Annotated in this window: 13 protein-coding genes; 7 read left to right on the forward strand and 6 right to left on the reverse strand. The window is 38.7% G+C overall.

Translation table 11 applies throughout. From position 1 onward, the window contains the following. Window positions 1-25 precede the first annotated feature (25 nt). The 3 genes from tpx to CKV78_RS05350 all read right to left on the reverse strand — a co-directional run bounded on the left by tpx (window position 26) and on the right by CKV78_RS05350 (window position 1,623). Window positions 26-523 (reverse strand): thiol peroxidase, encoded by a 498-nt coding sequence (gene tpx, locus CKV78_RS05335; protein ID WP_005762666.1) that lies wholly within the window; start codon window positions 521-523, stop codon window positions 26-28. Between the two features lie 209 nt (window positions 524-732). Further along, window positions 733-1,185 (reverse strand): DIP1984 family protein, encoded by a 453-nt coding sequence (locus CKV78_RS05345; RefSeq protein WP_032855210.1) that lies wholly within the window; start codon window positions 1,183-1,185, stop codon window positions 733-735. Window positions 1,186-1,194: 9 nt separating this feature from the next. Further along, the gene (locus CKV78_RS05350) at window positions 1,195-1,623 is read right to left on the reverse strand and encodes a DNA polymerase III subunit chi (RefSeq protein ID WP_005762670.1); all 429 of its coding nucleotides are present in this window, start codon (window positions 1,621-1,623) and stop codon (window positions 1,195-1,197) included. Between the two features lie 249 nt (window positions 1,624-1,872). Between CKV78_RS05350 and fumC the strand changes: the two genes are divergently transcribed. The 3 genes from fumC (at window position 1,873) to CKV78_RS10625 (ending at window position 4,584) form a co-directional block, all read left to right on the forward strand. After that, entirely contained in the window at window positions 1,873-3,267 is a 1,395-nt protein-coding gene (gene fumC / locus CKV78_RS05355) for a class II fumarate hydratase (RefSeq protein WP_005762672.1), read from the forward strand. 134 nt (window positions 3,268-3,401) lie between these two features. Next, window positions 3,402-4,013: a hypothetical protein gene (locus CKV78_RS05360; RefSeq protein ID WP_005762673.1), complete on the forward strand. Its 612-nt coding sequence runs from the start codon at window positions 3,402-3,404 to the stop codon at window positions 4,011-4,013. 91 nt (window positions 4,014-4,104) lie between these two features. Then, window positions 4,105-4,584, forward strand: coding sequence for a hypothetical protein (locus tag CKV78_RS10625; protein WP_005762675.1), 480 nt, complete (start codon window positions 4,105-4,107; stop codon window positions 4,582-4,584). Window positions 4,585-4,594: 10 nt separating this feature from the next. Here the strand turns inward: CKV78_RS10625 and CKV78_RS05370 are convergent, their stop codons facing one another. Together CKV78_RS05370 and CKV78_RS05375 are read right to left on the reverse strand one after the other, a co-directional pair. After that, window positions 4,595-5,029: a hypothetical protein gene (locus tag CKV78_RS05370; RefSeq protein ID WP_005762676.1), complete on the reverse strand. Its 435-nt coding sequence runs from the start codon at window positions 5,027-5,029 to the stop codon at window positions 4,595-4,597. Further along, on the reverse strand, window positions 5,029-6,063 hold the full coding sequence (locus CKV78_RS05375; RefSeq protein WP_005762677.1) for an IS1595 family transposase: 1,035 nt from the start codon (window positions 6,061-6,063) through the stop codon (window positions 5,029-5,031). Before CKV78_RS05375 ends, CKV78_RS05370 begins: the two co-directional genes overlap by 1 nt. A 103-nt stretch (window positions 6,064-6,166) precedes the next feature. Here CKV78_RS05375 and CKV78_RS05380 point away from each other — a divergent pair, with 103 nt between their 5' ends. The 4 genes from CKV78_RS05380 to CKV78_RS05395 all read left to right on the forward strand — a co-directional run bounded on the left by CKV78_RS05380 (window position 6,167) and on the right by CKV78_RS05395 (window position 11,509). After that, the gene (locus CKV78_RS05380; RefSeq protein ID WP_005762678.1) at window positions 6,167-6,502 is read left to right on the forward strand and encodes a helix-turn-helix domain-containing protein; all 336 of its coding nucleotides are present in this window, start codon (window positions 6,167-6,169) and stop codon (window positions 6,500-6,502) included. 91 nt (window positions 6,503-6,593) lie between these two features. Further along, entirely contained in the window at window positions 6,594-8,597 is a 2,004-nt protein-coding gene (locus CKV78_RS05385) for an N-6 DNA methylase (protein ID WP_005762679.1), read from the forward strand. After that, window positions 8,591-9,997, forward strand: a complete 1,407-nt coding sequence (locus CKV78_RS05390; RefSeq protein WP_005762681.1) for a restriction endonuclease subunit S — start codon at window positions 8,591-8,593, stop codon at window positions 9,995-9,997. Before CKV78_RS05385 ends, CKV78_RS05390 begins: the two co-directional genes overlap by 7 nt. Window positions 9,998-10,375: 378 nt before the next feature. Next, window positions 10,376-11,509, forward strand: a complete 1,134-nt coding sequence (locus tag CKV78_RS05395) for an IS1595 family transposase (RefSeq protein WP_005762683.1) — start codon at window positions 10,376-10,378, stop codon at window positions 11,507-11,509. Window positions 11,510-11,807: 298 nt separating this feature from the next. Here the strand turns inward: CKV78_RS05395 and ycfP are convergent, their stop codons facing one another. Beyond that, on the reverse strand, window positions 11,808-12,350 hold the full coding sequence (gene ycfP, locus CKV78_RS05400; protein WP_005762685.1) for an alpha/beta hydrolase YcfP: 543 nt from the start codon (window positions 12,348-12,350) through the stop codon (window positions 11,808-11,810). Window positions 12,351-12,364 lie beyond the last annotated feature (14 nt).

Genomic DNA, 12,364 nt, shown 5'->3' on the forward strand with positions numbered 1-12,364 from the left:
TTTGATTCCTAAGGAGAAATAAAAATTAAAGCACTGATAACGCTACTTCGTAATTTGGCTCTTGTTTAATTTCTGGCACTAACTCGCTGTGTAATACACGGTTATTTTCATCTAACACGATAACGGCACGTGCAGTTAATCCTGCTAATGGGCCTTCAACAATATCTACGCCTAATTGTTTGTGTACCTCTTTGTTACGGAAAGTGGAAGATACAGACACATTTTCAATACCTTCTGCACCGCAGAAACGTGCTTGAGCGAAAGGTAAATCTGCGGAAACACATAATACCGCCGTATTGTCTAAATTTGCCGCTTGCTCATTGAATTTACGCACTGAAGTCGCACAAATACCTGTGTCAATACTTGGAAAAATGTTTAAAATTTTACGTTTGCCCGAGAAAGTAGCAAGCGTCACGTCTTCTAAACTACTATTAACGGTAGTGAAATCAGCCACCACATCACCCACTTGTGGAAATGTGCCTAAAACCTCGATTGGTGTGCCTGCTAATGTAATTTTACTCATTATATGTTCCTCTTTTGTTTATCGGATAAAATCCCCTATCCCGCCCATTTTTATTCAGATCAACACAGGGTTGTCACAATACAATGTATTTGTACGAAATCACTTGTACGGAGCAGAAGTTGTTCAGAAAAATGAACGGCTCTTCGTTCCCACATGAGTGTTTTTTGTGCTCGCCTCTGAATAAAAATACCTAAAAACTGACCGCACTTTTACAAATCGTATTGCCAATTTGCTTGCTGAATTAAAATATCCAGTTCACGATGTGCTTTTGCCACTTGATCTGCTTTTTTGCGGATCTCTTTGATATTCACCGCTGAAAGCATTTTAATTTCACTGCGACTATAACGGTCTTGCTCTGGCAATGCAGCTTCCGCTAATTTAATTAAGATAGAATGTTCTTCTTTCAAACGATCACGTTTCGCTAACGCTTCTACCATTTTCACTTCATTTGTTAATAAAATTTGATTATTGGCTTGGTTAATTTTCACTATCAATTTTTCTAGTTGATCAGCGACCTCTTGATATTCCACCAATAAATCAGCAGGATGTTCAGCAGGCTTTTCACCTTCTTGGTATTTCGCATTTTGTTGTAAACGTTGATTGAGTTGCGCCAAACGACGTTGCGCATCTGCACGTTCCATTAAGGCTTCGGCTAATTTCATCATTTCCCCTTATTTGGTTTGCTCTGTTGATAATTGCCAGCCAAGTTGTCTTAACTGCTTATAACGCTCACGAGCTAACACTTTCAGATTTTCTTCTACAGGAACAAAATCAATCATGTGATTAAAACTACTGACATAATCAGGGATTTCAGTTTGCAAATTGATTAATAAATCTCGACGTTGTGCATTACGTTTTCCTTTCCAACTAATTTCAATTGGAGTCGCATAAGTCGTCACTTCACCGGATAAATTATGTGGTACAAATTCTTCTACATCTCTTACCCACAGTGCTTCATCAATATCTAGCGCCTGTTGCTCAGTTTCACACGCGATTAGCACACGCTTACCCAAGCGCCAAGCTGAAGCAGCTAAATCACAAGCTATTTTCTCAACTTGGGATTGTTCACTTAACAAATAAAACTGCGCATTTTTAGACATTGATAGCATAAATCCTGACTTAAAGTATAATCTGAAGATTCTATCGAAAAAGTAGCAGAAGATAAAATGATAATTACCCAATCTTGGATTTTCTTTTCACTTTTTGCAAAATTTTTAGAAAACAGACCGCACTTTATGATCTAAGTCACAAAACTATGTTTTGCTACTGTTGATTGATTCCACAACTAACTCTCAAGTGTTAGAATTTCATTATTATTTTTAATATTTTTTCAACAAGAGGTAATCACTATGACATTTCGTATCGAAAAAGACACTATGGGTGAAGTGCAAGTTCCTGCAGATAAATATTGGGCTGCACAAACTGAACGCTCTCGTAATAATTTCAAAATTGGCCCTGAAGCCTCTATGCCAAAAGAAATTATCGAAGCCTTTGGTTATCTAAAAAAAGCAGCTGCTTACGCAAACCATGATTTAGGTGTCTTATCTGTTGAGAAACGTGATTTAATTGCAAAAGCATGTGATGAAATTTTAGCAAATAAATTAGATGATCAATTCCCACTCGTGATTTGGCAAACGGGTTCAGGTACACAATCCAACATGAACCTAAATGAAGTGATTTCAAACCGTGCTCATGTGTTAAATGGCGGTAAACTTGGGGAAAAATCCATTATCCATCCAAACGACGACGTAAACAAATCTCAATCATCAAATGATACTTACCCAACCGCAATGCACATCGCAGCTTATAAAAAAGTGGTTGAAGTAACGATTCCTTGTGTTGAACGTTTGCAAAAAACCTTAGCACAAAAAGCAGAAGCATTTAAAGATGTAGTTAAAATCGGTCGTACTCATTTAATGGATGCAACGCCATTAACATTAGGTCAAGAGTTCTCAGCTTATGCAGCACAGTTAGACTTCGGTTTACGTGCATTGAAAAATACCCTTCCACACCTTGCACAATTAGCATTAGGTGGTACAGCCGTTGGTACAGGTTTAAATACTCCAAAAGGTTATGATGTGAAAGTGGCGGATTACATCGCAAAATTCACTGGTTTGCCATTTATCACAGCAGAAAACAAATTTGAAGCTTTAGCAACGCACGATGCCGTTGTCGAAACTCATGGAGCATTGAAACAATTAGCCGTATCTTTATACAAAATCGCAAATGACATCCGTTTATTAGCATCAGGTCCTCGTTCTGGTATTGGGGAAATCTTAATTCCTGAAAATGAACCAGGATCATCAATTATGCCAGGTAAAGTTAACCCAACTCAATGTGAAGCAATGACAATGGTATGCGCACAAGTGTTAGGTAACGACACCACCATTTCATTTGCAGGTACACAAGGTCACTTCCAATTGAACGTGTTCAAACCAGTCATGGCAGCAAACTTCTTACAATCGGCACAATTGCTTGCGGATGCTTGCGTGTCATTTGATGAGCACTGTGCAGTGGGTATCGAACCTAACTTCCCACGCATCAAAAAACAACTTGATGATTCTTTAATGTTAGTAACCGCACTTAACACTCATATCGGTTATGAAAATGCAGCGAAAATCGCAAAAACTGCACACAAAAATGGGACAACATTAAAAGAAGAAGCAATTAATTTAGGTTTATTAACTGCAGAACAATTTGATGAATGGGTTCGCCCAGAAGATATGGTAGGTAGCTTAAAGTAAGCAACCATAAGGTTTAAAATAACTATAAAAAATTGAAATAAAACAAAGGTGAGCGAAAATGCTCGCCTTTTCTTTTTGCTTTTTGATTGGTTTTGCTATAATCAGCCTCAGTCGTGTTTAGCTATGGATAAATAATGAAACTTAACACATTTTTATTTTCAATTTTATGCGTTTTTTCCACCGCACTTTCTGCACAATGGCTCAATGTGGGTAAAGCAGATTATAACTGGGGACCATTCCACGTTTATACCTTAAGCCTTTATACTGAAACAGGTCAATATGAAGAAAATACCCGTCCATTAATGCTGACTTTTAATTATGCAAAACCTATTGAGGGGAAAAGTTTTGCGATTAGCTTAATGAAAGAAATTGAAACATTGAAATTAGCTACGATTAATCAGCAAGAACATCTGAATGTGTTAAAAACCTTATTGCCTGATTTTTCCCCTAATGACGTTTTAAATTATATTGCATTAGAAGAAAAAGGTTATTTCGTACTGAATGACACTATTTTGGATTATGAATTTAGTGCTGAATTTAATGATGCATTGCTTGCAATTTGGCTATCCCCTAATACGAACTTTCCTAAACTGCAGCCGAAATTATTAGGTAAGGAAAAATCAACACCAGAAGACAATAAAGTCTCTCCACCTGTGGCGCCATTAGATGAGGAGTCAACTCACCCTGAATTACCGCCCCATTATCCATTAGAGAATAAAGATAGAGAATACTCTAAAACGTTATAAGAACGGTATTATGTAGCAGTTGCACAAAGACCAATTAACTAAATTTGACTAAAATCCTTGTGGTTATTTTACATCATAAGGATTTTTATTTATGGCAAGAATGAGTGGGGAAACCCTTATTCGGCAGAAAATAGCTGAACTCACGCAACAAATTTCGCACTTTGAGCAATGTATTGAAAAGGCGAAAGAGCATCAAGTAACTCTACAACAAGCATTAGTAGCATTACAGAGTGACCCGTTTTCAAGCCCCATCAAGAAGGAAAGAAAGCGGAAAGCCAAATCTATTGGTGATGGGAGTACGATTTCAATATACGCTTATCTCCCTAGCGATTATATTGCAAAAGTGTTTAAACATTACCCAAACCAATGGATGTCAGCGAAAGAGATAATGTTTAAGGCTTTTGAAATTGAAGGGAAAAGAGAGAATAAATCTCAGCATCATTCAATTGTAACAGCCTTTTCACATGCATTAAGACGATTACAGGAGAAAGGCATTGTTGAGAGACAGGTTTTGCAAGAGAAATCTTCGGTTAAGGTAATTCAGTGGCGATTGAAAGAGATTGCTGCATAGAAAACAGCCGTTATTTCTCGGTTTTTAATCGCCATAAAGCCACCTTGTGAGCCTTGTCTGACTGCCGTTCTACAATGCCTTTTTTGAGCAACCTATCCATTGCCGCATGAACATTCTTAATATAGGTGCGATTTACAGGGGTATTGGGTTGATTATCTGCAATGAGAATTTCTTTTGTAATTTCTTCAACTCGCCAATAACGATTTGGCTCTGTTTTGAGTAAACAGATAATTAAGGTAGCTGAATTTGTGGTAAAACGGCGGCGGCGAGTACGATATTGGAATTGTGAGGTATCGTATTCGGTAACATCTCGATGCTCTTCTTCCATTATCTGAATTGCTTTGCGTAAAGTATAGATTTTATCATCAAGCAGAGAGAGATGTTCTCGTACTTGTTTACGCTCAAATTCAAGTTCTTTGAGTTTTTTATCAAGAGTATATGCCATTACATTACCAACCGTTCTACTTGTCTGTGATGACCTTGCCAATATCCTTTCCAGTCGTTATCCGATGATGTGTTGAGACATTTACTGATAACATCATTGAAAAGGGTTAAGTTATCTTGTTTACGAGTATCTTCCCGATAGGCAATTTCATTGGCATAGTTATCAAGGTACAAATTACTCATTTTATGGACTTGTCCGTAATACATTCGTTTGAAACGAGCAAAGTAACTTTCGGCAAGGTTGTTGGTAATCCCTTCATCACTACGGTATTCACGCTGATGGTTTACTCGTTGCAAATCGTAATTAACGATTAATTCATCATAAGCTGAGTTTTCATCTGCATGAATGCGACTGTTTCGCTCAATATAGGCGGTTGCCAACTTCTTCACTGTTTCGGTATTCTCTGAGAGAATGGGAAACGTGATGGTTTTCTTTGCACCGACTAATTGCGGATTAGAAGAAGTTTCCTGTTCTGAATAACGCTCACGCATCACCAAAACCGCACGCTTGTTTGGATTGGTATGGACTTTTAACCGTCTATCCACACGTTCGTCTTTCTTATTCTTTGGGCGAGGTGCGGAATGTACGTAAGTGCCATCAATATGGACTTCACCTGATAATGGAAATAGCTCACGTTGTACCATCAAACTTTCACGGATTTTGTGAGCAAGAGTGAAAGCCGTTTTGTACTGCACATTTAAATCACGAGAGAGTTGACAGGCTGAAATCCCTTTTACTGCATTCACAAATAAAGCGATAGCGAATAAGTAAGTTTGAATGGGCAATTTATGGTTCGCAAAAATTGTCCCTGATGTAATACTAAATGTGTGTTTGCAATGCTTGCACCGCCATTGTTTGCGTGTAGAGATGAAATAGGCTTTATGTTGCACACCGCATTTAGGGCAAACCACTACTTCTTTACTTCCCCAACGTAGCTCGCACAATAAGCTAAATGCTTCATCGTCAGATAGGCGAGCTATCTTAATAGATGAAAGCGAGCGAGCTTTGCTAGTTAAGAGAAAATGAGATGCCATATTGCGGTTATACCTTGATTAAATTAGAATATGAAACATAATTCATATTGATTGTGTACAATATATCACAATCATTCACTTTTAACAAGAGAAATATGAAACAATGTGCATATCAGACAGACTAAAACAAATTTTAGAAGTAAAAGGCATGAGCATAAAAGAGTTTTCAGAATTGACGGGAATCTCTTATCGTTCAGCCATGAATTATCTTAATGAAGGACGAGATCCGAATGTGGAAGGATTAGTAAAAATTCACGAAGCATTAGGAATTAGTATTACTTGGTTATTAACTGGTAAAGGTGCTATGTTTCAATCGGCAACCAAAGAAAGTGATATGTCTAATCAAGAAGAAAAATTGATTACTGATTACCGTTCAATGCCTGAAAACATTAAAAATGCTTTTGCTATTGCTTTTAAAGAGATCTCTTCTAATCAATAAATCACTTAACAAACTAAGGATTACAAAAATGTTCAACGCAATAGTTTCAATTTCACCGTTTGCTTGCCAAGCGTTATTCCAGGAGGCATAAATGGCTAACTCTCCTGTTTTTCGAACCATTCCTGAAGGCAAAATTGCCGATTTTATCACAGGTCAATTTCGTCCTGACACACCCGAAGAATACGTTCGCCAAAACATTGAAAAGCGTTTGGTTAATGAGCTGAAATACCCCAAAGATCGCATTGGTGTAGAAGTTACTTTACAAGTTGGCAGCCGCAAGCCGAGAGCCGATGTGGTCATTTATACCAAAGATTTGCCGCAAACCCAAGAAAACATTCAAATTATTGTAGAGTGCAAAAAAGAAAACGTTTCTTCCAACGATAAAAAAGACGGTATTGAACAGCTCAAAAGCTATATGACCGTATGTCCGAATTGCGAATGGGGCTTGTGGACAAACAAAAAAGAGCGCAAAGTTTTACGCAAGATTTTTAATCAACAAACGCAGCAATATGAATTTATTGCCTTTAACGATATTCCCGATGTAACAGGCAATACCGATGATATTGATCGCCCAAAACGTAATAAACTAGCACGTGCCGACGGAGATAATCTCTTTTTAGCCTTTCGACGTTGCCACGAATCCATTCATCTTTATGATGGTTTCAACAAAGAAAACGCCTTTTTTGAATTTCTAAAAATCATCTTTTGCAAAATCCGTGATGAACGCAACATTCCTAAACCACTGGAATTTTACGTTTCGTCCACGGAAAAGGGCAATTTAGATGGTCAAAATGCCTGCAAAGAGCGAATCAACAACATTTTTGCTGGCGTAAAAAGACAGTTTTCCCAAATTTTTGAAGCCAACGACGAAATCAAACTTTCGTCACGCAGCCTTGTAGAAATCGTCAGCGAATTGCAAGGTTATAGCTTTTTAGCCACCGACGTGGATTTAAAAGGCAGAGCCTATGAAGAAATTGTCGGTTCAAACTTAAAAGGCGACCGTGGGCAATTTTTCACGCCACGCAACGTGATGCATATGGCGGTTAAGATGATCAACCCAAAACTGGACGAGAAAATACTCGATCCAGCCTGCGGTACGGGCGGATTTTTGGTTACGGCGATGAATATGGTTATCGAACAGCTCAAACAAGATTGGGCAAAAGACTTGGGGGCAGACGAACACCAATGGGGCGACGACGAGAAAAAAGCCTTGCAACAACGTATCAGCGAAGCGGCAGCCAGCTCCTTTTTCGGTTTTGATATTGCCCCTGAACTGGTTAAAGCAACCAAAATGAATATGGTGATGAACAACGACGGCAGCGGTAACATTTTACGCAACGATAGCCTATTGCCGCCGCATTTGTGGGAAAGTGATTTTAAAGAAAACCTTGCCAAAGCATTGGGCATTTCCGCCAGCCAATTTAAAAGCCATCAAGACATCGGCTTATTTGACGTGATTATTACCAATCCACCATTTGGCAGCAAAATCACCATTCAGCAAGAATATATGCTCAACCAATACGAAATCGGACACGGTTGGGAAAACCCGAAGAAAAAAGGCGGCACAGAGTGGCTCAAAAAATCAGTAACGTCCGCCGCACCGCCAGAGCAACTTTTTGTCGAACGCTGCCTGCAATTATTAAAACCTGCGGGGCGAATGGCGATTGTCTTGCCTGACAACATTTTAGGCGCACCCGGTTTAGGCTATATCCGCCAATGGCTACTCAAAGAAGCCAAAATCATCGCCAGCGTGGATTTGGATTCCAATACTTTCCAGCCACACACAGGCGTGCAAACCTCTATTTTGATTTTGCAAAAGAAAACCGAAGCCGAAAAGAAAGCCGATTTGGAAGGCAAAATGCAGCCTTACAATATTTTTATGGCAGTGGTGGACAAAGTCGGACACGATAAACGTGGCGTAAATACCTATTTGCGAGATGAAAACGGTGATGAAATTTTGCAGGAGGTGGAAGAAAGCAGCGCCGATGTAAGCGGTGAAAAAACCAAACGATTTGACAAAATCCCCGACGACCAAACCCTTGCTGTGCCTGAAGTTTTTGCACGTTGGAAAAAAGAAGAAGGTATTGAATGGTAAACAATGTGCAAAATTTCGCATCCACTTCACCGCTTGCACAGCCGTTTAACTGGGTCAGCGTGCCACTGGAAGAAGTGATTAACGCAGGCTTACGCCTAGAAGCCAGCGTGTATGCCACCGAAGCGGAAAAGGCGAAGTTGAAAATAGAAAGCGGGAGATATGGTTCAATTTCTCTTTCTCGACTTGTTGATAATTGCTTCTATCCTGGGCGGTTTAAACGAGATTATAGGAAGAAATCTGAAAATTTAATGGGTTTTATTGGTAGTGCTGAAATGCTGGCTATAAATCCTGAACCACAAAAATGGATGCCGCCAAATGATGTTGTAAGTGTTATTAGAGGACAGTTACTTTTATCTCGTTCGGGGACGATTGGAAAAGTTACCTATGTAAATGAAACGCTATCAAAACTTCTAGTAAGTGAACACGCTATTAGAATTTCAGCACCTAAATTTGCAGGGTACTTATACGCATTTTTTAAATCAGAATACGGCTATCTTATTACTAATTCACTCACGCACGGTTCAGTTGTTAGTCAAATTGAACCAAGCCACATTTTGAGTATAAAAATCCCTAACGCCCCTGACACGCTCAAAGCCGAAATTCATCAGCTGGTAGTGGATTCTTTTGATCTACGTGATAAATCCAACCACCTGTTACAGCAGGCGGAGCAGTTGCTTAAAACGGCTTTAAAACTGCCCGCACTTGAAGTTTTTGAGCAAAGAGATAATCAGCCCTATACGTTTAGCATCAACAGCCAACAACTTTCAGGCAGGTTTGAAGCCAATTTTCATCACCCCGTGGTGCAAAAAATTGAACAACATCTCAAACAACACGCCCAAACAGTGAGTAATTTAGCTGATAGGGAATTAGTAAGTTCAATCTTCTTACCTGGTAGGTACAAACGATATTATGTTTCCCCTGAATTTGGTGTACCGTTTTTAGGTGGAAAGGAAATTCTTGAACTTGATCCAAGGGGCGAAAAATATCTTTCTCTTAAACAGCACGGAGACAGAATAGCTGAAGAACTTCAATTAAAAGAAAATATGATTTTAGTCACTCGGAGTGGAACAATAGGCAAAGTGGTACTCATACCTTCTTATTGGGAAAATTGGGTCGCAAGCGAACATTTATTGCGAGTTAATCCAAAATCCAGCGAATTAGCAGGCTATCTCTATGTTTGGCTAAATTCCCCTTGGGCATTGCCTTTGATTCAACGTCACACCTATGGCTCAGTGATTTTTGAGATTGACCAGCATCATTTAGCCAACGTTAGTGTGCCGTTATTGGAAAAATCCATAATGCAGGAAATCAACAAACTAGCTTTGCAAGCCAATAAACTCCGCAGTCAAGCTTTTGAAAAAGAACAACAGGCATTAGCAAAATTTGAAAGTGTGTTGTGACCGCCTAATCATTACCACCTGTATTTTACAGGTGGTCTGAAGCAACTCAGCAATGGGTTGCTTTTTTATTTGACAGAAAAACAACGTAGATCTATATTGAATGCCGTTCATCATTGATGAACAATGACAATTTGCCAATGAGCCATTTATTTATATTTAGCCTAGTTTCTTTCAAAGAAGCACAGCGAACCATATAGGCGTAGAAACCTTTATTAAGGCTCTATTTTCGGTTTGCAACTCATTTATTAAAGTCCACGTATTTCTTGTGGCAGTACGGTATTCAGGGCAAAACGCTTTGAGCCGATCTGAAAATTCAGGTGGGCCATTTTTTGTGCCTAGCGTTTAGCTTTGAGTACCTTGTACACACAAGGAATACTTATGGCTCATTACTTACTTTCAAGCAAATCTAAAACATTATCCCTTAAACATATCTTCCGTCTAAGTGAAGATGAAGCCTTCCAACTTTTAAAAGCAAACCGTTGGGGCAATCCTGATAATATTCACGATGTTTGTTGTCCGCATTGCGGAGTCCGCCACAATGCTTACTTTCTTCAATCTCGTAAACGTTGGTGTTGCAAACATTGCCAACGCCACTTCTATATTACGACTAATACAGCATTTGCTTTTCATAAATTGCCGTTTGTTGATATTTTGGCAGCAACGCTTCTCTTTGCGAATGAAGTCAAAGGGATTTCGGCAATAACAATGAGCCGTCATCTTAATATCAGTTATAAGACAGCATTCGTCCTTTGCCATAAACTGCGTGAAGCCCTATTCAAAACTCGTGATTTAACGCCGTTACAAGGGGAAATTCACGAAGATGGTGCGTGGATTAATTTCAAATTACGTCCAGCTAACTTCGCTAAAAACGCCCATAAACAGACACAAAAAGCCGATAAAAAAGGACGAAAACTTCCAAAATTCAGACCGACTAAACGTTGTATCATCAGCTTAAATCAACGTGCTTCTAATGATGAAACATTGTGGGGTTCAAATTGTACTATTGTCGCAATGGATTACACCGAAAATGCTAATATCGTTCTCGCCTTAAACCACCGCTTTGTAAAAGCAGGCAGTGATATTATGTGTGATGAAAATCCAGCCTATAAAGGTTTAGATTTTCATTACACTCGTTGGAGTGTTAATCACGATTTATGTTACAGTGCAAAAGGCATCAATAACAATCTCGCCGAATCCTTTAACGCTCGTTTCCGTGATTTACATCGTGGTGTACATCACAAATGCGATAACAAATACGCCCTACATTATGCCAACCAAGCAGCGTTTATGTCAGATCATCGTCAAAAGTCTAATGGTGAGCTGTTTAGTGATATTCTCAAACGTTGTTTATGGGCGTTGCCATTAAGGGAATGGGTAGGTTATTGGCAAGGGAATCATCGCACGCAAGAGCTTATCGGTATGACTGCATTTAGCCCCGAAGAAATTTCCCAGTCTTACTTCAAAAATCTCAACGAAAGAATGAAGTACGAGCAAGAGTTACTGGCAGCCTAATTTTCTTAATTGCAAAACTAATTAGAATGAACAGGGAAATCTGCTTACCTTTGATAAGGTTGAGTGGATTAACTACGCCCATTGATGGGAAAATTCACATCTCTAGTCAATAACATTGGCAAACAAGTGGGAAAATCAGCTAATTTTTACCAAAATAAATGCTCTTAACGATTAAGGGCATCAAAATTTTTACTGCGGTTGAGATTGCATTTTGGTCTTTGTGCAACTGCTACATAATACCGTATAAGAAACAAAAAAGGACAAATTTAATTGTCCTTCTCTGTTGTATGCGCACTGATTATACCACTTCTTTAAACGCTTTAATACGTTGTAAATGTTGTGAAATCTTTTTAAATTTATGCGTTTCCTCTTCATCCCATACAATTTCATAAAATGGTGAGAGTTCTTTAGCGCTACGTTGAGAGTCTAACATTTCATCTCTAGTTGAAAGAAATACCAAGCATTTCCCTTTATTTTTCTCACGGAAATTTTCCACACATTTTGTTGCAATGTCTTCATATTCTTCTGGGCGATCAATTTTTCCCTGCATATTCTCATAAGGGAATAAATTTGGGTTAAAAATAGCTTGTTTAATACCACATAAGAATCCGATACGCTCAGACCAATATCCTCCCAATCCTACACCACAAATTAAAGGCGAAGGATCTTTACTTTCTGACACCAACTTATGAACTTCATTCAAGAGAAATTGCATATCGTGACGAGGATGTAAAGTACTGTAATTCACAAAACGTACATCTGGATCTATAAATTTTAACTGCATCACTTTTTCGTGATTCCCCGGACTGCTTGAATCAAACCCATGTAAATAAATAATCATAATGACTCCTTAGA

The organism is Pasteurella dagmatis (assembly GCF_900186835.1).
Classification (GTDB): Bacteria; Pseudomonadota; Gammaproteobacteria; order Enterobacterales; family Pasteurellaceae; genus Pasteurella; species Pasteurella dagmatis.